Annotated in this window: 18 protein-coding genes; 10 read left to right on the forward strand and 8 right to left on the reverse strand. The window is 69.9% G+C overall.

The window, feature by feature from the left end:
• Position 1: 1 nt before the first annotated feature.
• The gene (locus tag FHY06_RS24715; protein ID WP_020723315.1) at positions 2–436 is read right to left on the reverse strand and encodes a YeeE/YedE family protein; all 435 of its coding nucleotides are present in this window, start codon (positions 434–436) and stop codon (positions 2–4) included.
• The gene (locus FHY06_RS24720) at positions 436–759 is read right to left on the reverse strand and encodes an ArsR/SmtB family transcription factor (RefSeq protein ID WP_019657361.1); all 324 of its coding nucleotides are present in this window, start codon (positions 757–759) and stop codon (positions 436–438) included. The genes FHY06_RS24715 and FHY06_RS24720 overlap by 1 nt, the downstream gene beginning before the upstream one ends.
• A gap of 67 nt (positions 760–826) precedes the next feature.
• Here FHY06_RS24720 and FHY06_RS24725 point away from each other — a divergent pair, with 67 nt between their 5' ends.
• Positions 827–1,720, forward strand: coding sequence for an MBL fold metallo-hydrolase (locus FHY06_RS24725; RefSeq protein WP_184606614.1), 894 nt, complete (start codon positions 827–829; stop codon positions 1,718–1,720).
• 23 nt (positions 1,721–1,743) lie between these two features.
• Here the strand turns inward: FHY06_RS24725 and acs are convergent, their stop codons facing one another.
• On the reverse strand, positions 1,744–3,720 hold the full coding sequence (gene acs / locus FHY06_RS24730; protein ID WP_184606615.1) for an acetate--CoA ligase: 1,977 nt from the start codon (positions 3,718–3,720) through the stop codon (positions 1,744–1,746).
• Between the two features lie 122 nt (positions 3,721–3,842).
• Here acs and FHY06_RS24735 point away from each other — a divergent pair, with 122 nt between their 5' ends.
• A complete protein-coding gene (locus tag FHY06_RS24735) occupies positions 3,843–4,160 on the forward strand; it encodes a DUF485 domain-containing protein (RefSeq protein WP_019657358.1) in 318 nt (105 codons plus the stop codon).
• On the forward strand, positions 4,157–5,893 hold the full coding sequence (locus FHY06_RS24740; RefSeq protein WP_184606616.1) for a cation acetate symporter: 1,737 nt from the start codon (positions 4,157–4,159) through the stop codon (positions 5,891–5,893). The genes FHY06_RS24735 and FHY06_RS24740 overlap by 4 nt, the downstream gene beginning before the upstream one ends.
• A gap of 75 nt (positions 5,894–5,968) precedes the next feature.
• On the opposite strand, the gene FHY06_RS24745 is transcribed toward FHY06_RS24740, so the two are convergent.
• Together FHY06_RS24745 and FHY06_RS24750 are read right to left on the reverse strand one after the other, a co-directional pair.
• Entirely contained in the window at positions 5,969–6,895 is a 927-nt protein-coding gene (locus FHY06_RS24745; RefSeq protein WP_184606617.1) for a histone deacetylase family protein, read from the reverse strand.
• Positions 6,896–6,979: 84 nt separating this feature from the next.
• Positions 6,980–7,405, reverse strand: a complete 426-nt coding sequence (locus FHY06_RS24750) for an Hsp20/alpha crystallin family protein (protein WP_019657355.1) — start codon at positions 7,403–7,405, stop codon at positions 6,980–6,982.
• A 140-nt stretch (positions 7,406–7,545) separates the two neighbouring features.
• Between FHY06_RS24750 and FHY06_RS24755 the strand changes: the two genes are divergently transcribed.
• Entirely contained in the window at positions 7,546–7,953 is a 408-nt protein-coding gene (locus FHY06_RS24755; RefSeq protein ID WP_020723314.1) for a c-type cytochrome, read from the forward strand.
• Here FHY06_RS24755 and FHY06_RS24760 read toward each other — a convergent pair.
• On the reverse strand, positions 7,886–10,549 hold the full coding sequence (locus tag FHY06_RS24760; RefSeq protein WP_184606716.1) for a bifunctional acetate--CoA ligase family protein/GNAT family N-acetyltransferase: 2,664 nt from the start codon (positions 10,547–10,549) through the stop codon (positions 7,886–7,888). The two genes, FHY06_RS24755 and FHY06_RS24760, sit on opposite strands and share 68 nt — an antisense overlap.
• A gap of 210 nt (positions 10,550–10,759) precedes the next feature.
• On the opposite strand from FHY06_RS24760, the gene FHY06_RS24765 reads away from it, so the two are divergent.
• The 5 genes from FHY06_RS24765 (at position 10,760) to FHY06_RS24785 (ending at position 15,163) form a co-directional block, all read left to right on the forward strand.
• Positions 10,760–12,115 carry a phenylacetate--CoA ligase family protein gene (locus tag FHY06_RS24765; protein ID WP_184606618.1) on the forward strand — a complete coding sequence of 452 codons (1,356 nt, stop codon included), beginning with the start codon at positions 10,760–10,762 and terminating at the stop codon, positions 12,113–12,115.
• Positions 12,116–12,177: 62 nt separating this feature from the next.
• Positions 12,178–13,362 carry a DesA family fatty acid desaturase gene (locus FHY06_RS24770; protein WP_184606619.1) on the forward strand — a complete coding sequence of 395 codons (1,185 nt, stop codon included), beginning with the start codon at positions 12,178–12,180 and terminating at the stop codon, positions 13,360–13,362.
• A gap of 59 nt (positions 13,363–13,421) precedes the next feature.
• Positions 13,422–13,799 (forward strand): RT0821/Lpp0805 family surface protein, encoded by a 378-nt coding sequence (locus FHY06_RS24775; protein WP_145759997.1) that lies wholly within the window; start codon positions 13,422–13,424, stop codon positions 13,797–13,799.
• 24 nt (positions 13,800–13,823) lie between these two features.
• Positions 13,824–14,798, forward strand: a complete 975-nt coding sequence (locus tag FHY06_RS24780; RefSeq protein WP_145759998.1) for a hypothetical protein — start codon at positions 13,824–13,826, stop codon at positions 14,796–14,798.
• Positions 14,795–15,163: a protealysin inhibitor emfourin gene (locus tag FHY06_RS24785; RefSeq protein WP_184606620.1), complete on the forward strand. Its 369-nt coding sequence runs from the start codon at positions 14,795–14,797 to the stop codon at positions 15,161–15,163. Before FHY06_RS24780 ends, FHY06_RS24785 begins: the two co-directional genes overlap by 4 nt.
• Positions 15,164–15,193: 30 nt before the next feature.
• Here FHY06_RS24785 and FHY06_RS24790 read toward each other — a convergent pair whose 3' ends face one another.
• Both FHY06_RS24790 and FHY06_RS24795 read right to left on the reverse strand, forming a co-directional pair.
• Positions 15,194–16,033, reverse strand: a complete 840-nt coding sequence (locus FHY06_RS24790; protein WP_184606621.1) for a universal stress protein — start codon at positions 16,031–16,033, stop codon at positions 15,194–15,196.
• Positions 16,034–16,042: 9 nt separating this feature from the next.
• Positions 16,043–16,342: a hypothetical protein gene (locus FHY06_RS24795; protein ID WP_019657347.1), complete on the reverse strand. Its 300-nt coding sequence runs from the start codon at positions 16,340–16,342 to the stop codon at positions 16,043–16,045.
• Positions 16,343–16,466: 124 nt separating this feature from the next.
• Here FHY06_RS24795 and FHY06_RS24800 point away from each other — a divergent pair, with 124 nt between their 5' ends.
• Positions 16,467–18,311 carry an adenosylcobalamin-dependent ribonucleoside-diphosphate reductase gene (locus FHY06_RS24800; RefSeq protein WP_184606622.1) on the forward strand — a complete coding sequence of 615 codons (1,845 nt, stop codon included), beginning with the start codon at positions 16,467–16,469 and terminating at the stop codon, positions 18,309–18,311.
• Positions 18,312–18,337 lie beyond the last annotated feature (26 nt).

Consider the following 18,337-nt stretch of genomic DNA (forward strand, 5'->3'; position numbering starts at 1 on the left):
CTCAGATGCCGAGCAAGTGGCGCACCACGAACACCGTGGCGAAGCCCGCGCCCATGAACGCGCCCGTGGCCACCAGCGAGCGCGGCGACAGACGGGAGAGGCCGCAGACCCCGTGGCCGCTGGTGCAGCCGGAGCCGTAGCGCGTGCCCAGTCCGACGAGCAGGCCGGCCAGCACCAGCGTGCCGTAGCCGGCGTCGATCTGCGGGTGGGGCAGCGACGTGAAGAGCAAATAGACCGATGGCGCGCCCACGAGCCCGAGTACGAAGGCGGCACGCCAGCCGATGTCGCCCTTCGAGGGCCTGAGCAGGCCTCCCAGCACGCCGCTGATGCCTGCGATGCGCCCGTTGAGCAGTACGAACATCGCCGCCGCGATGCCGATGAGTGCGCCGCCTGCCAGCGAGGCGAGGGGCGTGAAGTGGTTCCAGTCGATGGACATCATTTCTCCGGGGGGCAGTAGAGGCGATAGAGCACGCGCAGGATCTCCATGAGCGCAGGATCGGCCACGCTGTAGAAGATGTTCTTGCCTTCGCGGCGGGTGTCGACCACGCCTTCGTTGCGCAGCACGCCCAGCTGCTGCGACAGCGTGGGCTGGTGGATGCCGAGCGTTTCCTCGAGGTCGCTCACGCACATCTCGCCCTGCGAGAGCTGGCACAGCAGCAGCAGTCGGTCTTCGTTGGCCAGCAGCTTGAGCGCCGCGACTGCCTTGCCGGCGGCGCCGCGCAGCACTTCGGGATCGATGGCGAGGATGGATTTCTTCACGGGACGGGTTGACGTTTTCGATTTGAATATTATATTTAAATATATATTGTTTGTCTCGGGAACCGCCATGACCGCACGCACAACCATCCAGGGTTTTTTCGATCCCGCCACAGGCACCGTGTCCTACGCCGTGTGGGAACACGCGGGAAGGCATGCCGCGGTCATCGATCCGGTGCTCGACTACGACTTCAGGTCGGGCCACACCGGCACCGCCTCGGCCGACAGGCTGCTGGCCTACCTGCGCGAGCACGCGCTGCAGCTCGAGTGGATCCTGGAAACACACGCGCACGCCGACCACCTTTCCGGCGCGCGCCATGTCCAGCAGCATGCAGGCGGAAAGATCGCCATCGGCGAGAACATCCGCCTCGTCCAGGCGACCTTCGGCAAGCTCTTCAACTTCGAGCGCGCCTTCCTGCCCGACGGCAGCCAGTTCGACCACCTCTTCAAGGACGGCGAGGTCTTCCGCATCGGCGAGGTCGAGGTCACCGCCTGGCTGGTGCCGGGCCACACGCCCGCGGACATGGCCTACCTGGTCGATGGCGCCGTGTTCGTCGGCGACACGCTCTTCATGCCCGACCTCGGCAGCGCACGCGCCGACTTCCCCGGCGGCGACGCCCGCCAGCTCTACGCGTCGATGCGCAGGCTGCTGGAGCTGCCGCCCGAGACGGTCATGTACGTCTGCCACGACTACCCGCCGGCATCGAGGCAACCCGGCTGGCAGACCACCGTGGCGCAGCAGCGCGCGCACAACATCCACGTGCGCGACGGCATCGGCGCCGACGAGTTCGTGGCGATGCGCACCGCGCGCGACGCGACGCTGGACGTGCCCACGCTGATCCTGCCTTCGATCCAGGTGAACGTGCGCGGCGGTCGCTTGCCGCCTGCCGACGACAACGGCGTCGCGTACCTGCGCATCCCGGTGAACGCGCTTCCCGCGCACCGGCACCCGGCGGGCGGATAGCGGTCCGCCGCCATCCGCGCGGGTCAGTGCGTCTCGGTCAGCTGATCGAGGATCGCCGGGTTCTCCAGCGTCGACACGTCCTGTGCGATCGCCTCGCCCCTGGCGACCGAGCGCAGCAGGCGCCGCATGATCTTGCCGCTGCGCGTCTTGGGCAGGTTCTCGGCGAATCGGATCTCCCGGGGCTTGGCGATGGGGCCGATCTCCTTGCCGATCCACGCGCGCAGTTCTGCGGCCAGCCGGTCCGCCTCCTTGCCGGCGGGGCGCGGCTGCTTGAGCACCACGAACGCGCAGATCGCCTCGCCCGTGGTCTCGTCGGGCCGGCCGACCACCGCGGCTTCGGCCACCAGCGCCGTACAGGCCACGAGCGCCGATTCGATCTCCATCGTGCCCATGCGGTGGCCACTGACGTTGAGCACGTCGTCGATGCGCCCGCCGATGGTGAAGTAGCGCGTGAGCCTGTCGCGCGCGGCGCCGTCGCCAGCCAGGTAGCAGCCGCGCAGCTCCGGTGGAAAGTAGCTCGACCGGTAGCGCGCGTCGTCGCCCCACACCGCGCGGATCATGCTCGGCCAGGGTTTCTTGATGACCAGCAGGCCGCTCTCGCCATCGGGCACATCGTTGCCGGTCTCGTCGACGATGGCGGCCTCGATGCCCGGGAAGGGCAGGGTGCACGAGCCCGGCACGAGATCGGTGGCGCCGGGCAACGGCGTGATCATGTGGCCGCCGGTCTCGGTCTGCCACCAGGTGTCGAGCACCGGGCAGCGCCCGCCGCCCACGTGCTGGCGGTACCACTCCCAGGCAGCCGGGTTGATCGGCTCGCCGACCGAGCCCAGCACGCGCAGGCTGCCGAGGTCATGACGATCGGGGTGCACGGCCGGGTCGCCCTCGGCCGCCTTGATGAGCGAGCGGATGGCGGTGGGGGCCGTGTAGAACACCGTGACGCGGTGCCGTTCGATCATCTGCCAGAAGCGCCCCGCGTCGGGATAGGTGGGCACGCCCTCGAACACCACCTGCGTCGCACCGACGGCCAGCGGGCCGTAGGCGATGTAGGTGTGGCCCGTGACCCAGCCGATGTCGGCCGTGCACCAGAACACGTCGTCGTCGTGCATGTCGAAGGTCCACGTCGTGGTGAGCGCCGCATGCAGCAGGTAGCCGCCGCTGCAGTGCTGCACGCCCTTGGGCTTGCCGGTCGAGCCCGAGGTGTACAGCAGGAAAAGCGGGTGCTCGGCACCGACCCACGCGGGCTCGCAGATGTCGCTGCGGGTCTGGGTGAGTTCGTGCATCCAGACGTCGCGCGGCGTCCAGTCGATGGGTTCGCCGGTGCGCCGATGGACGATGACCGAGCGCACCGCCTCGCAGCCGCCGAGCGCGAGGGCCTCGTCGACCAGCGCCTTCAGCGGCAGCCGCTTGCCCCCGCGGACCTGCTGGTCGGCGGTGACGATCACCGTGGCGCCGGTGTCCGCGACCCGGTCGCGCAGCGCATGCGCGGAGAAGCCGCCGAACACCACCGAATGCACCGCGCCCAGCCGTGCGCAGGCCTGCATCGCCACGACGCCTTCGACCGACATCGGCATGTAGATGACGACTCGGTCGCCCTTGCCCACCCCGAGCGACTTCAACGCGTTGGCCATGCGGCAGGTCTGCGCCAGCAGCTGAGCGTAGGTCGTGCGGGTGACCTGGCCGTCGTCCGACTCGAAGACGATCGCCACCTTGTCGCCCCGGCCACTGGTGACCTGGCGGTCCAGGCAGTTCCACGAGACGTTGAGCGTGCCGTCCTCGAACCACCGGTAGTGCGGTGCGTCGCTGCTGTCCAGCACCTTGGTGAAAGGCGTCTTCCACGCGACGAATTCGCGTGCCAGGCGGGCCCAGTAGCCCTCGTAATCGGCTTGCGCTTCGGCCACCAGTGCATCGTAGGCGGCGCGGCCCGCGACATGGGCATTGCGCGCAAGGGCCGGCGGCGGCGCATAGGTGGGCAGGCGGGGCTGGAGATCGGGAGCGTTCATGTCTCGTGTCCTTGGATGGGTGCGAGATCTTTGCCGGCACCCAGCGGGAAAAGCTTGCGCCAGCGCAAGCCTCGCGCCGATGCGGACGTTCCTAATGCGCCCATCGCCAACAAGGAGACGCCATGAAAGACGAACTGGCTGCGCGCATCGCGGCCGATCCCAAGTACCAGCAGCTCAAGCGCCGGCGCGACCGCTTCGGCTGGACCCTCGCGGCGCTGATGCTCGTCGCCTACTACGGCTTCGTGCTGCTGGTAGCCTTCGACAAGGACTTCCTGGCGCGGCGCATCGGCGACGGCGTCATGACCCTGGGCATGCCCATCGGGTTCGGCGTGATCGTCTTCACCGTGGCGATCACCGGCTACTACGTCCGCCGCGCCAACGCCGAGTTCGACGCGCTCTCCGATGCCGTCGTCGAGGCCGTGAAGGGGAACAAGCCATGAACGCACGTTCCGCAAGCATCCTGCGCGCGCGCTTTGCCGCGCTCCTGTGCGTGCTGTCGACGGTTGGCGCAGCAGCCCACGCGGCCGGCGCCGACCTCGGCCAGCTGCAGAAGCAGGCCACCAACTGGACCGCCATCGGCATGTTCGGCCTTTTCGTGGTGGCAACCCTCTTCATCACCAAGTGGGCCGCTGCGCGCACCCGTTCCGCGGCCGACTTCTACACGGCCGGCGGCGGCATCACGGGCTTCCAGAACGGCCTTGCCATCGCGGGCGACTACATGTCCGCGGCGTCGTTCCTCGGCATCTCGGCCGCGGTGATGGCCTCCGGCTACGACGGGCTGATCTACTCCATCGGCTTCCTCGTGGGCTGGCCGGTCATCACCTTCCTGATGGCGGAGCGCCTGCGCAACCTCGGCAAGTTCACCTTCGCCGACGTCGCGGCGTTCCGCTTCGAGCAGACGCCGATCCGCATCTTCGCGGCCTCCGGCACGCTGGTGGTGGTCGCGTTCTACCTGATCGCGCAGATGGTGGGCGCCGGGCAGCTGATCAAGCTGCTGTTCGGCCTCGAGTACTGGGTGGCGGTCGTCATCGTGGGCTCGCTCATGATGGTCTACGTGCTCTTCGGGGGCATGACCGCCACGACCTGGGTGCAGATCATCAAGGCCGGCCTGCTGCTGGGCGGCGCGAGCTTCATGGCGATCTCGGTGCTCTGGCACTTCGGCTTCAGCCCCGAGGCGATGTTCGCGGGCGCGGTCAAGGTCAAGACCGACCTGGCGCTGAAGGACGGCAAGGCCGCCGAGGTGGCTGCGAGCATCGGCCAGTCGATCATGGGGCCGGGCAATTTCGTGAAGGACCCGGTCTCGGCCATCTCCTTCGGCATGGCGCTCATGTTCGGCACGGCCGGGCTGCCCCACATCCTGATGCGCTTCTTCACCGTGCCCAGCGCGAAGGAGGCGCGCAAGTCGGTCATGTGGGCGACCGGATGGATCGGCTACTTCTACCTGCTGACCTTCATCATCGGCTTCGGCGCCATCACCTTCGTCCTGACGAACCCCGACTTCCTCGATGCGAAGGGCGCGCTCAAGGGCGGCGGCAACATGGCTGCGATCCACCTGGCGAGCGCAGTGGGCGGCAACGTGTTCCTCGGCTTCATCTCGGCGGTGGCCTTCGCCACGATCCTGGCCGTGGTGGCGGGCCTCACGCTTTCGGGCGCATCGGCCGTCTCTCACGACCTGTACGCCATCGTCATCAGGAAAGGCGACGCGGGCAGCGCGGCGGAGCTGCGAGTCTCCAAGATCACCACGCTGGCGCTGGGCGCGCTGGCGGTGCTGCTGGGGATCGTGTTCGAGAAGCAGAACATCGCCTTCATGGTGTCGCTGGCCTTCGCCATCGCGGCCTCGGCCAATTTCCCCGTCCTCTTCATGTCGGTGCTCTGGAAGGGCTGCACCACGCGCGGGGCGGTGATCGGCGGGTTCCTCGGGCTGGTGTCGTCGGTGGCCCTCACCGTGGTGTCGCCCTCGGTGTGGGAGGCCACGTTCGGTCATCCGGCCGGCTCCTCGCTGTTTCCGTACACCTCGCCGTGCCTGTTCTCGATGAGCATCGCCTTTGCGGGCATCTGGCTTTTCTCGGTGCTCGACCGCAGCGCGCGCGCGCAGGTCGACCGCGGCGGCTTCCTCGCGCAGCAGGTGCGCTCGGAAACCGGCATCGGGGCGCACGGGCCCAGCGGGCATTGAGTCCGGGCCCCGTCGCCGGGCCTCGCGGCCCTCGGTGCCGGTGTCCAGGTCGCCCGCTCCGTCCGATCCGTCCGATCAGTCGGCGCCGATCAGCACCTTGACGTGCGCGGCCGCGCTGCGCGCCAGGGCGCTCAGCGCGTAGCCGCCCTCCAGGCACGACACGACCCGCCCGCCGCAGTGGTGCCGCGCCGTCTCCATGATCCTGCGGGTGACCCAGGCGTAGTCGTTTTCCACCAGGCCGAGATTGCCCATGTCGTCCTCCCGGTGCCCGTCGAAGCCTGCAGAAACGTAGATGAGCTCGGGGGCGAAGGCGTCGAGGGCGGGCAGCCAGTGCTGCGTGACGGCCGCCCTGAACGCATCGCCGCCCGAGCGCGGGGGCAGGCCGATGTTCACCATCCGCAGGCTGTTGTCGTCCTCGCCCGAGAACGGATAGAGGCCCTGCTCGAAGATGGAGCACATGAGCACGCGCTCGTCGTCGCGGAAGATGTCGGCGCTGCCGTTGCCGTGGTGCACGTCGAAGTCGATCAGGGCCACGCGCTTCAAGCCGTGCGCATCGAGCGCGTGGCGCATGCCCACCGCCACGTTGTTGAAGAAGCAGAAACCCATGGCGGCGCCGCGCGTGGCGTGATGGCCGGGCGGACGCACGTTGCAGAAGGCCGTGGGCGCTTCGCCCGCCAGGACCAGATCGGTGGCGAGCACTGCCGCCCCGGCGGCGCGCAGCGCGGCCTGCAGGGTGTGCGGGCTCATCATGGTGTCGGGGTCGACGAAGCGGTGACCCTCGGTGGGCGCCATCGCCGTTAGTTCGCGCACGTACGACATCGTGTGCGCGCGCGCCAGCTGGGCGGCCGTGGCAAGCGGGGCGTCGTGAGGGACCATGTAGTCCAGCAGCCCCGAGATCAGCAATCGGTCGTGGATCGCGGCAAGCCGCTCGGGGCATTCCGGATGGCCCGCGCCCATGTCGTGGCGCGTGCAGTCCGCGTGGGTGATGTAGGCGCTCAGCATGCGGGCTCCTTCGCTCCCTTTCTCCTTCGAAGGCGGGGCGGCCCGCGCGGGGAGCCCGCTGCCGGCGGCACCAGGGCGCGGTCGCTACTGGATCTTCAGCGTGGTGCGGGCCGTGCCTTCGCGCTTGGGCAGCGTCAAGTGCAGCACGCCGTCCTCGAGCTTGGCCACGGCGGTCTTGTCGTCGACTTCGCTGGCCAGCGAGAAGCCGCGCGACATGCTGCCGCGATAGGTCTCCCGGACGATGGAGCGGCCTTGCTTCTTTTCCTCGTCCTTCCTGACCTCGGCCGAGATCGAGACGTAGCTGCCGTCGATGGAGACGCGCACGTCTTCCTTCTTCGCGCCGGGGATCTCGGCGGTGACGAGGTATTCCTTGTCGTTCTCGCTGATGTCGAGCCGGATGTCGGCCGGTAGTTCGGCCTCGTCGATCAGCTGCAGCGGACGCGCCCAGCGGCGCAGCATGTCGGGAAAGAGGTTCTCGATACGGTCCAGGCGGGACAGTGCGGTGTTCATGCGCTTACTCCATGAGTGGGTTGAGGGAACTTCAATCTAGGCGCGCGCGGCGGGATTTCCGTTGCGCTGGATCAAGCGCGCCGGCTGTCGACGCGAGAGGATGCGAGGCCGACGTTCAACACCGCTCGAAGGAGAGTTCCATGCGCCCGATTCCCATCGCCTGCAAGACTGGCCGCATGTCGGGGTGCGGTGCCGCGGCCGCGCTCGCCCTGTCGCTCTGCCTGGGCCTGCATGTCAGCCCCGCCCCAGCCCAATCCCGGGGCGAGCTGCTCTACAACGCCAACTGCGTCGCCTGCCACAACGAGAAGATGCATTGGCGCGGCAGGAAGCTGGTCAACGACTGGGACAGCCTCGAGGAGCAGGTGCGGCGCTGGCAGCAGGCCTCCTCGCTGGGCTGGCGCGACCAGGACATCATGGAGGTCGCCCGCTATCTGAACGACCGCTTCTACGGCTTCGCGCCCCCGAGCGCGACCACCCTGCTCAAGCCCTCAGTTGCAGCACCATCCGACGCAGGCCCGACGAAGGCGGCTCGGCCGGATCGGCCTTGAAGCCCAGCGCGGCCGTGAGCTTCAGCATCCGGGTGTTCTCGCGCAGCACGATGCCCACCAGCCGCAGGGTGCCGCGGCTGCGCGCGTGCTCGATCAGCCGCTCGAACAGCACCTTGCCCAGCCCCTGGCCCTTGAGCTCGGAGCGCACGACGAGCGCGAACTCGGCCTCGACGTTGTCGGGATCGCACACCGTGCGCGCCACGCCGAGCGTGCGGGCATGGCCTTGCGCATCGACGTCCTCGGCGATGAAGGCCATCTCCCGGTCGTAGTCGATCTGCGTCAATCGCGCGAGCTCGCTGCGCGGCATTTCCTTGCGCACCGAGAAGAAGCGCATCCGCATGTCCTCCGCGTCCAGCGACTCCAGAAAGCGCCGGTGCTGCGGCTCGTCCTCCGGCCTGATCGGCCGCACCACGATTTCGCGCCCGTTCCAGGTCTGCGTCCGCACCCACTGGTCGGGGTAGGGCAGGATCGCGAAGCGCGCGGTGCCGTGCTGCGGCGTACGCGACAGCCGCATGCGCGCGTCGAGCGCCACCGCACCATGCTCGTCGACCCACAGCGGATTGATGTCCAGCTCCGCCAGCCGCGGCAGATCGGCCAGCATGCGCGAGACGGCGACGAGCACGTCGTGGAGCGCATCGAGGCGAGCCGGCGGATGGTCGCGAAAGCCGGCCAGCAGGCGCGCCACGCGGGTACGCGACACCAGTTCCGCGGCAAGGGCGCGGTTCAGCGGGGGCAGCGCGATGGCCGTGTCGGCGGCGGCCTCCACCGCGGTGCCGCCTTGGCCGAACAGGATCACGGGACCGAAGACAGGGTCGATGCTGGCGCCGACGATGATTTCCTGGGCGTGCGGGCGGTGCAGCGAGTGCTGCACGGTGAAGCCGTCGATCTGCGCCAGCGGCCGGGCGTTCCTCACCGCTTCGAGCATTTCACCGGCTGCGCTGCGCAGCGCGGCTTCGTCGCGCAGGCCCAGCCGCACGCCACCGACGTCCGTCTTGTGCGTGATGTCGCGCGAGAGGATCTTCAACGCCAACGGGTATCCCAGCCCCTTGCCGGCCTCGACCGCCGCCTCGGCCGTCGGCGCAACGGCGACGGTGGGCACCGTCTCGATGCCGTAGGCCTGCAGCAGCGACTTGGCCTCCTGTTCGCCGAGCCATTCGCGCTGCTCGGCCAGCGCCGCGTCCAGCGTGGTGCGCACCGCATCGGCATCGGGCGCGGCGCCATGGGCGGCGCCCGGCGTCTCCATCAGGATCTCCTGGTTGCGCCGATAGGTCTGCAGCATCGCAAAGGCATGCACCGCTTCTTCGGGCGAGGCGTAGTCGGCCACGCCGGCCTCCTCGAAGAGCCTGCGCGCCTGGGTCACCGCAGCGTCGCCGAGCCAGGCGCTCATCACGCGCGAGGCCTGGCCGCGCACCAGCGGCAGGCAGGCGCGCGCGATGTCCTCGCTGCGCACGATGGCCGTGGGTGCATGCATGAACAGCACCGCCCCGGCCGACGTGTCGGCCAGCAGTGCGCCGAGCGTCTCGGCATAGCGCTCGGCGGGTGCGTCGCCGATGATGTCGATGGGGTTGGCGCGGGACCAGTTCGCCGGCAACGCTGCGTCGAGGCGGGCGAGCAGCGCGGAGCCCGGGTCGGCCAGCACCACGCCCTCGCGCGCCGCCGCGTCGGCGGCCATCACGCCGGCGCCCCCGCCGTTGGTCATGACCGTGAGCCTGCCGTGGCCATTGCCCCGGAAGCGCGACAGAGTCTCTGCGGCTAAAAAGAGCTCCTGCAGCGTGTCGACGCGCAGCATTCCGGCGCGCCGCAGCGCTGCGTCGTAGACCGCGTCCGATCCCGCCAGTGCGCCCGTGTGCGAGGTGGCGGCGGCAATGCCGTGGCCGGCGCGCCCGGCCTTGAGCACGATCACCGGCTTGTTGCGCGCGGCCGCGCGCGCGGCGGACATGAACTTGCGCGGCGACTCGATGGATTCCACGTACAGCAGGATCGAGCGGGTGTGCGCATCGCTGGCCAGGTGGTCGAGCAGGTCGCCGAAGTCGACGTCGCAGTGTTCGCCCAGCGAGACCATGTGCGACAGGCCCACGCCGCGGCTGCGGGTCCAGTCGAGCACGGCCGTGACCAGTGCACCTGACTGCGAGACGAAGGCCACGTCGCCCGCCAGCGCGTCGGTGTGCGCGAAGCTGGCGTTCAGGCCGATGTGCGGACTGAGCAGGCCGAGGCAGTTGGGCCCCAGCAGGCGCAGGGTGAAGGGGCGCGCCGCCTCCAGCGCGGCCTGCTTTTGCCGCGGCTCCAGGCCGGCCGTGATGATCACCGCCGCGTGGGTGCCCAGTGCGCCGAGTTCGGCGACCAGCGGCGCGACCATGGCCGGTGGCGTGCAGATCACCGCCAGGTCGGGCGCGGCAGGCAGGTGCGCCGCGTCGGGGAAGACGGGCACCCCGTCGAGCGAGGCATGTTTCGGATTCACCCCGTGCACCGCGCCCTTGAAGCCGCCGGCGCGCAGGTTGCGCCATACCGTGGCGCCAACGCTGGCGGGCCGGTTCGAGGCACCGAACACGGCGACGGAGGTCGGCGACAGCAGGCGGTCCAGATGACGGATGGTCATGGCATTGAAGACGGCGCGGCAGTGACGGGACATGCCATCGTGCGGGCCGCCGCGACCTGCCGGCTTGATGCACGTCAACCCGTCGCGCCGGCATGGGCGCAAGCTCCATGGCCGAGGAACCCGCCATGGATACCCGTTCGCCCGGAGCCGCGCCCGATGCCGCCGATCTTTGATCCGTGGCGGGCCTGTGTGGTTGCGGCCGAGGTATCGATGGCCACGAATGCGGCTGCGAGCTCGCTCGCCGCGATGCGGTCGCAGCGGCTGGCGGAGCTGCTCGCCGCGGCGGCGGCCCATTCGCCACGCTACCGGCGCCTGCTGGCCGGCTGCGATCCGGCCACTGCGCGCCTGGAGGAGCTGCCGGTGGCCCGCAAGGCGGAACTGATGGGCGACTTCGCAGGCTGGGTCTGCGACCCGGCGTTGTCGCTGCCGGCGCTGCGACGCTTCCTCGCCGAACCGGCGAACATCGCGGCCGACTGCCTGGGCCCCTACACGGCATGGGAAAGCTCCGGCAGCACCGGCGAGCCCGCGATCTTCGTGCAGGACGCGCGTGCGATGGCCGTGTACGACGCGCTGGAGGCGTTGCGCCGACCGCTGCTTCGGCCCTTCGAGCGGCTGCTCGATCCGTGGAGCCTTGGGGAGCGCATCGCCTTCGTGGGAGCGACCGGCGGGCATTTCGCGAGCACGGTATCGGTCGAGCGGCTGCGCCGCCTGCAGCCCGGCCTCGCGTCCCGCCTGCGCGGCATTTCATTCCTGCAGCCGCTGGACAGGCTCTGCGACGAGCTCGATGCCTTCGATCCCACGGTGCTGGCCACCTATCCGAGCGCCGCCATCGTGCTCGCGCAGGAGCGGGAGGCTGGCCGGCTCAAGGCAGCGCCGCGCGAGATATGGACCGGCGGGGAAACGCTCTCTGCAGCCGGACGCGTCTTCCTGAAGGAGGCGTTCGCCTGCCCGGTCGCCAACAGTTATGGCGCCTCGGAGTTTCTGTCGCTGGCGTTCGAATGTTCGCTGGGCGTGCTGCACCTGAACAGCGACTGGGCGATCCTGGAGCCGGTCGATGCCCAGGGCCGGGCGGTGCCGGCCGGCCATGCCGGAACCACGACCCTGCTGACCAACCTGGCCAACCACCTGCAACCGGTGATCCGCTACGACCTGGGCGACAGGGTCAGGCTGCTCGATGCGCCCTGCGGGTGCGGATCGCATCTTCCGGTCATCGAGGTCCATGGGCGCGACGACGACACCCTGTGCCTCGCGGCCGGTGTCGGCATGCCGCCGGTGAGGGTGGTTCCGCTGGCGGTGAGCACCGTCCTCGAGGAGGAGGCGGGACTTTTCGACTTCCAGCTGGTGCAGCAGGGGCCGCGCGAGCTGCTGCTGAAAACCCGCGGGCAGGGACAGAAGATGCAGCGGACCCTGCGCAAGGCGCGCGCGGCGCTCGCGGCTTTCCTCGAGACGCAGGGCGCGAAGGGCGTGCGCATCGAGTGCCGCGCGGGGGAGAGCACGCAATGCGGCCGCAGCGGCAAGTTCCGGCGGGTGATCTCGCTGAACGCGAAACCGGACGATGCGTGTTGACGTGCATCAAGGTGCGCGCCCCCGCAGTACGCAGAATCGCCGGCACTGTTCAAGAGGTACGAATGCAATCCCTGCTCCATTCCGGCGTGCTGGATCTTCCGTGGTGGGGCGTGCTGCTGGCCGCGCTCGCGCTCACGCACGTCACCATCGCTTCCGTCACCATATTCCTGCACCGCCACCAGGCCCACCGCGCGCTCGATCTGCACCCCGTGGCGAGCCACTTCTTCCGCTTCTGGCTCTGGTTGACCACCGGCATGGCGACCAAGGAGTGGGCTGCGGTGCACCGCAAGCACCACGCCAAGTGCGAGACCCCGGAAGACCCGCACAGCCCGCAGGTGCACGGGCTCAACCGCGTGCTCTGGGGCGGCGTTTTCTATTACGTGCGCGAAGCCAGGCGCGCCGAGACCCTGGAGCGCTACGGCCACGGCACGCCTGACGACTGGCTGGAGCGGCACGTCTACGCGAAGCACAAGACGCTGGGCATCGTGCTGATGGGCGTGGTCGACATGGCGCTCTTCGGCGTCGTGCCCGGCGCGCTGGTGCTGCTCACCCAGATTGCGTGGATCCCGTTCTGGGCGGCCGGCGTGGTCAACGGCATCGGCCACTACTGGGGCTACCGCAACTGGCCGGCGCGCGACGCCAGCACGAACATCTTTCCCATCGGCATCCTGATCGGCGGGGAGGAACTCCACAACAACCACCACGCCTTTCCAGCCTCGGCGAAGCTGTCGAGCAGGTGGTTCGAGTTCGACATCGGCTGGCTCTACATCCGCACGCTGCAGGCGCTGGGCCTGGCCCGCGTGAAGCATGTGGCGCCCACGCCGCGGCTGGTCGCGCCCAAGGCGAACGTCGATCTGGCCACGGTGCAGGCGATCATCCGCTGCCACTACGACGTGCTGTCGAACTACACGCGCTCGCTGAAGAAGGCCTGCGTGGCCGAGCGCGACCGCCTGCGCGGCGTCTCGCCCGAGGCCGCGCGCGCCCTGAAGGCCGTCAAGCCCTGGCTGGGCAAGGACCAGGGCCTGCTCGGAACCTCGCGGCACCGGCAGATGCTGCAGGCGTTGAAGGCCTCGCAGGCGCTGACTACGATGTATTCGATGCGCGACGAGCTGGCTGCACTGTGGAGCCGTTCCACCGCCACCGGCGAGCAGCTGGCCAGGCAGCTGCAGGACTGGTGCCAGCGTGCCGAGGCCAGCGGCATCGCGCCATTGGCGGATTTTTCGCGCCGGCTGCGTTCCTACGCCTGAACGCACTTGAAAGCGCCGGCGCCGAGGAGCTGCGAATGAAGCGTTGCCCGGCGCCTCCGATGTCCCTCGCCGTCGCTGTCTCGGCTGCTGCCCTGGTAGCCGCATGCGGCGGCTTTCCGGCCGCAGCGCCGGGCGGCGCCATGCTCACCGGCTCGATCGCTTCTTTCGTGCCCGGCAGCGTGGCGGCCCGCGCGATGGACGACAGCGACCGCCGCCGCGCGGCGAGCGCGCTGGAGAGCCTGGGCAACGGCGAGTCGTCGGCCTGGCACAACCGCGACACCGGCGACAGCTTCGTGTTCACGCCCACGCGCAGCTTCGAGCGCAGCGGCGCCCGCTGCCGCGAATTCCGCCTCGAAGTCGTGGTCGGCGGCCGTCCCGACGGCATCGCCGGCAGCGCGTGCCGCCAGCCCGACGGCTCCTGGCGCACTGGGGCCTGAGACAGGCAGAGGCAGGGCCGGACGATGGCCACGAGGTTCGATGTCTGCAACGGCGATGCCGACGGCCTCTGCGCGGCCGTGCAATGGCGGCTGCACCGGCCAGGCACCGTCCGGCTGGTGACGGGCCTCAAGCGCGACATTGCACTGCTCGGCGGCGTCTCGGCGGGGCCCGGTGACGAGGTCAACGTGTTCGACCTCTCGATGCTGCGCAACCGCGCCGACCTGCTGCGGCTGCTCGGCGAGGGCGCACGCGTGCGCTACTTCGACCACCACGCCGCGGGCGAGGTGCCGCGGCATCCGCAGCTCGAGGCGCACATCGACGAGACGAGCGCGGTCTGCACCAGCCTGCTCGTGGATCGGCACCTGGGCGGCGCATGCCGCGCCTGGGCGCTGGTGGGGATCTATGGCGACAACATGGCGGCCGTGGCCGACCAGCTGGCGCTCGACGGCGGCTTCGAGCCCGGCGATTGTGCGGGGCTGCACCGGCTGGGCATGCTGATCAACTACAACGCCTACGGCGAGCATGAGCGCGACGTCCGCATCCCGCCGCGCCTGCTCTACGCGCTGATGCTGCGCTACCGCGACCCGCGCGACATGCTGGCGCACGAGAGCATCGTCGACGAGATCGATGCGGTGCGCCAGGCCGACCTGCGCCGGGCCGTGGGCACCGCGCCGATCTGGCAGGGGGAGGAGGGCAGCGTTCGCGTGCTGCCCGATGCGCCCTGGAGCCGTCGCGTGCAGGGCTGCCTGGCCAACGAGCTGGCGAGCAGCGAACCCTGGCTCGCGCATGCGGTGCTCGTGGCGCGGGACGAGGGTTACGTCGTCAGCGTCCGCGCGCCGCAGGCGCGCCCGCACGGCGCCCACGCGCTGTGCAGCCGGTTCGGTGGCGCGGGTCGTGCGCGCGCAGCCGGCATCGACAGTCTGCCGCTCGGGGAGCTGCCGCGCTTCGTCGCGGCGTTCGCCGCAGCGTCTTGGGGCCGCAGTGCCGCAGCGCCATGATCGATCTGCCGCCAGCGCGCCGCATCCGGGCCGTGTGCATTGCGCGCGAAGGCGGTTTTGCCTGGACGCCAGGTCTCTCGCGGCCGCGCAGCGTGGGGCTCGATGGCGACGGCGGGGCCACGAGTCAGCGCCTGATGCAGATGCTGCGGGAGGCCGCGGAGCGCGGCTGCGAAAGCGGCCCCGGCGTGCAGGGTGCCGACCGGCGCCGCTACCGCGTCGAGATATTCCTCGACGAGGACGACAACGACGGCGACGACGTTGGAGCAGGGGAGCGCGGCGACGGCCCGGTCCCGGCTGTGGTCTTCGAGGTGCCCGAGGAGCAGGTGCCCGAATCGCTGGTCCGGATGTGGAAGGAGGCTGGATGAGTTCCGGCGGAACAGGCCCCAAGGCAGCGCTCAGTGCGCCATCCAGACCGGAACCGAGGCCCGCTCCAGCACCGTGCGCGTGGCGCCGCCCAGCATGAGCTCGCGTGCCGTACTGTGGCCGTAGGCGCCCATGACGATCAGGCCCGCGCCGGTCTCCTGCGCGAGCGAGAGCAGCGCCTCGCCGGCATGCCTGTCCTCCGCCGGCGCCTTGTGTTCCCGCAGCTGCCCGACGCCGTGCAGCCGCAGGTAGTCGCGCAGCCTCGACATCGTCGTGCCGTGTTCGGGATCCGAGGCGCTCACCGGGGCCACCAGGTGGACCTCCTGCGCCGAGCGCAGCAGGGGCAGCGCGGTCTCCAGCGCACGGGCCGCCTCGCGCGCGCAGCGCCATGCGACCAGCACCCTGCCCGGGTTCGGTGACACCCTGCCCGCGAACGGGACGACCAGCGCCGGCTTGCCGCTGGCGAGCACCACCGCCTCGACGAAATCGGCCGGGACGTCGAAGCCGGCCTTGTCGCGCGGATCGCGCTGTCCCAGCACCATGAGGTCGCTGGTCAGCGCATGCTGGACGAAGCTCTCGACGACCGGCTCGCCACGCAGTTCGAGCCAGTCGCTGCGGCTGGCGTGATCCTGCAGCAGGCGCTCGAACATCGCGGCCGCATGGGCGCGGTGGTCGGGGTCGATGTCGCCGGCCATCGGCATCGGAGGCAGGCCGCCGATCATCGGCAGTACCGCCAGCACCGAGGGCGACACCGCGAAAAGCGCGGTCAAGGCGGACCCGTGCAGTGCCGCGAGGCGGTGCGCAAGGCGCAGTCGCACCTCGGCACGGTCGGTGCCATCGAGATGGACGAGGATCGAACGCAGCGTGCTCATCTCGGGTGCTCAGGCTGTGCGAGCGGCGGACGTACGGTCGGCGGCCGGTCCCATGGATGAGGACATGGTGGACATGGCGGGCATGCCCGGAATGCCGTGCGCGGGCGCGACTTCGCCGGTGTCGAACCAGCGGCAGATCGAATCGGCACCCAGCCTCCGCGGCTGCCGCTCGTACAGGAAGCCCCGTGCGACCTCGCCGGACAGGTTGACGGGAATGCCCGCTTCCTGGAGCAGGGCGATGCGTCCCGGCTCGGTGGTGCCTGAGGGAATCCGGACCGTGATGTCGGCAAGGCGATAGTGGCTTGGCATGGTGCTTCTTCTCCTGGTTGTGGCTGTCCGGTTGAATCTAGGAGTTCGAGGCGGCCGGGGTCTTGCGATGGATCAAGGCGGTTCCCGGATGCGTGTCCATCATGGGTGCTCCACCCGTGCGTCGATGGCCATGACCAGTTACCCCGCCGACAGCCCAAGCCCGCCCGAACTGCCGCTGCAGCCGATCTGCCGCGACGTGCTGATGGAGAAGTACGCGCAGGAGGGCGAACACGGCATCGACGACATTCATCGTCGGGTGGCGCGGGCGCTGGCCCAGGCCGAGAAGCCCGGTGAGCGGGAGACCTGGGCGGCGCGCTTCCTGCAGGCACTGCGTGACGGCTTCCTGCCCGCGGGGCGCATCCAGGCCGCGGCGGGCACCACGCTGGCTGCCACCCTGATCAATTGCTTCGTGCAGCCCGTGGGCGATTCGATCATCGGCAACGACGAGGGCTATCCGGGCATCTACATCGCGCTGGCGGAAGCCGCAGAGACCATGCGCATGGGTGGCGGCGTGGGCTACGACTTCTCGCGCATCCGCCCGCACGGGGCCTGGGTGGCCGGCACGCGTTCCAGCGCCTCGGGACCCGTGCCGTTCATGCGCGTCTTCGATTGTTCGTGCCGGACCGTGGAATCGGCCGGAGCGCGACGGGGTGCGCAGATGGCCGTGCTGCGTTGCGACCATCCCGACATCGAGGCCTTCATCGGCGCGAAGGACGACGGCGAGCTGAGCAACTTCAACCTGTCGGTGGCGCTGACCGACGCCTTCATGCTGGCCGTGCTGGACGACAGGGAGGTCGAGCTGGTGCACCGGGCCGAGCCCGGTCCGCGCATCCGCAGCGCGCAGCAGCACCGGCGCGAGGACGGGCTGTGGGTGTACGGCCGCCGCCCCGCGAAGGCATTGTGGGACCGCATCATGCGCTCGGCCCATGCACACGGCGAGCCGGGCGTGCTCTTCCTGGACCGCATCAATGCCGACAACAACCTCTACAGCTGCGAGACGCTTGCCGCTGCGAACCCCTGCGGCGAACAGCCCCTGCCGCCTTACGGCAGTTGCTGCCTGGGGTCGATCGACCTGACCCGTTTCGTGAGGGACCCCTTCGAACCGGGGGCGCGCTTCGACGACGACGCCTTCTCCCGGCTCGCCGCGCTGGCCGTGCGCATGCTCGACAACGTGCTGGACATCACCGCCTGGCCGCTGGAGCGCCAGGGTCGCGAGGCGCTGCTGAAGCGGCGCATCGGCCTGGGCTTCACCGGGCTGGGGGATGCGCTGGTCATGCTCAACCTGCGCTACGACGAGCCGCAGGGCCGCGCCACCGCACAGCGCATCGCGCGCACGCTGCGCGATGCGGCCTACGCCGCTTCGTGCGCGCTGGCCCGCGAGCGCGGGGCGTTCCCGCTCTTCGATGCCGGCACGTACCTCGGGTGGGGCACCTTCGCGTCGCGCCTGTCCGAGCCGATGAAGATGCGCATCCGCGCCTGGGGTATGCGCAACTCGCACCTGCTGTCGATCGCGCCCACGGGCACCATCAGCCTGGCCTTCGCGGACAACGCGAGCAACGGCATCGAACCGGCCTTCGCGTGGAGCTGCACGCGGCGCAAGCGCCTGCCCGAAGGCGGGACGCGGGAGTATGAGGTCGAGGATCACGCGCTGAGGCTGTATCGCCAGCGCAGGGGCGAGCGCGCAGCGCTCGGGCCGGCCTTCGTCACCGCACTGCAGATGAGCGCGAAGGCGCATGTGGACATGGTGGCGGCGGTGGCGCCCTACATCGATGCCGCCATCTCGAAGACGGTCAATGTGCCGGTCGACTGCGCCTACGAGGACTTCGAGGAGCTCTACATGCAGGCCTGGCAGCTGGGGCTCAAGGGCCTAGCCGCCTACCGATCGGGCTCGGCGGCGCAGGGCTCGGTGCTGGAAGTGCGCACGCGGCCGGCGTGCAGCGGCTGTGCGGCGCCGGTGGCTGCGGCTTGAGACGGCTTGGTGGGTCTCGATGCGGC

This window comes from Variovorax atrisoli, from assembly GCF_014195185.1.
In the GTDB taxonomy this organism is placed as follows: domain Bacteria; phylum Pseudomonadota; class Gammaproteobacteria; order Burkholderiales; family Burkholderiaceae_C; genus Variovorax; species Variovorax atrisoli.

Coding starts and splice junctions, on each gene's coding strand:
- FHY06_RS24770 (WP_184606619.1), top strand. CDS start 12,178: ATGCAATCCCTGCTCCATTCCGGCGTGCTGGATCTTCCGTGGTGGGGC.
- FHY06_RS24750 (WP_019657355.1), bottom strand. CDS start 7,405: ATGAACACCGCACTGTCCCGCCTGGACCGTATCGAGAACCTCTTTCCC.
- FHY06_RS24715 (WP_020723315.1), bottom strand. CDS start 436: ATGTCCATCGACTGGAACCACTTCACGCCCCTCGCCTCGCTGGCAGGC.
- FHY06_RS24740 (WP_184606616.1), top strand. CDS start 4,157: ATGAACGCACGTTCCGCAAGCATCCTGCGCGCGCGCTTTGCCGCGCTC.
- FHY06_RS24775 (WP_145759997.1), top strand. CDS start 13,422: ATGTCCCTCGCCGTCGCTGTCTCGGCTGCTGCCCTGGTAGCCGCATGC.
- FHY06_RS24725 (WP_184606614.1), top strand. CDS start 827: ATGACCGCACGCACAACCATCCAGGGTTTTTTCGATCCCGCCACAGGC.
- FHY06_RS24755 (WP_020723314.1), top strand. CDS start 7,546: ATGCGCCCGATTCCCATCGCCTGCAAGACTGGCCGCATGTCGGGGTGC.
- FHY06_RS24790 (WP_184606621.1), bottom strand. CDS start 16,033: ATGAGCACGCTGCGTTCGATCCTCGTCCATCTCGATGGCACCGACCGT.
- FHY06_RS24765 (WP_184606618.1), top strand. CDS start 10,760: ATGGCCACGAATGCGGCTGCGAGCTCGCTCGCCGCGATGCGGTCGCAG.
- FHY06_RS24735 (WP_019657358.1), top strand. CDS start 3,843: ATGAAAGACGAACTGGCTGCGCGCATCGCGGCCGATCCCAAGTACCAG.
- FHY06_RS24745 (WP_184606617.1), bottom strand. CDS start 6,895: ATGCTGAGCGCCTACATCACCCACGCGGACTGCACGCGCCACGACATG.
- FHY06_RS24800 (WP_184606622.1), top strand. CDS start 16,467: ATGGCCATGACCAGTTACCCCGCCGACAGCCCAAGCCCGCCCGAACTG.
- FHY06_RS24780 (WP_145759998.1), top strand. CDS start 13,824: ATGGCCACGAGGTTCGATGTCTGCAACGGCGATGCCGACGGCCTCTGC.
- acs (WP_184606615.1), bottom strand. CDS start 3,720: ATGAACGCTCCCGATCTCCAGCCCCGCCTGCCCACCTATGCGCCGCCG.
- FHY06_RS24795 (WP_019657347.1), bottom strand. CDS start 16,342: ATGCCAAGCCACTATCGCCTTGCCGACATCACGGTCCGGATTCCCTCA.
- FHY06_RS24760 (WP_184606716.1), bottom strand. CDS start 10,549: ATGACCATCCGTCATCTGGACCGCCTGCTGTCGCCGACCTCCGTCGCC.
- FHY06_RS24785 (WP_184606620.1), top strand. CDS start 14,795: ATGATCGATCTGCCGCCAGCGCGCCGCATCCGGGCCGTGTGCATTGCG.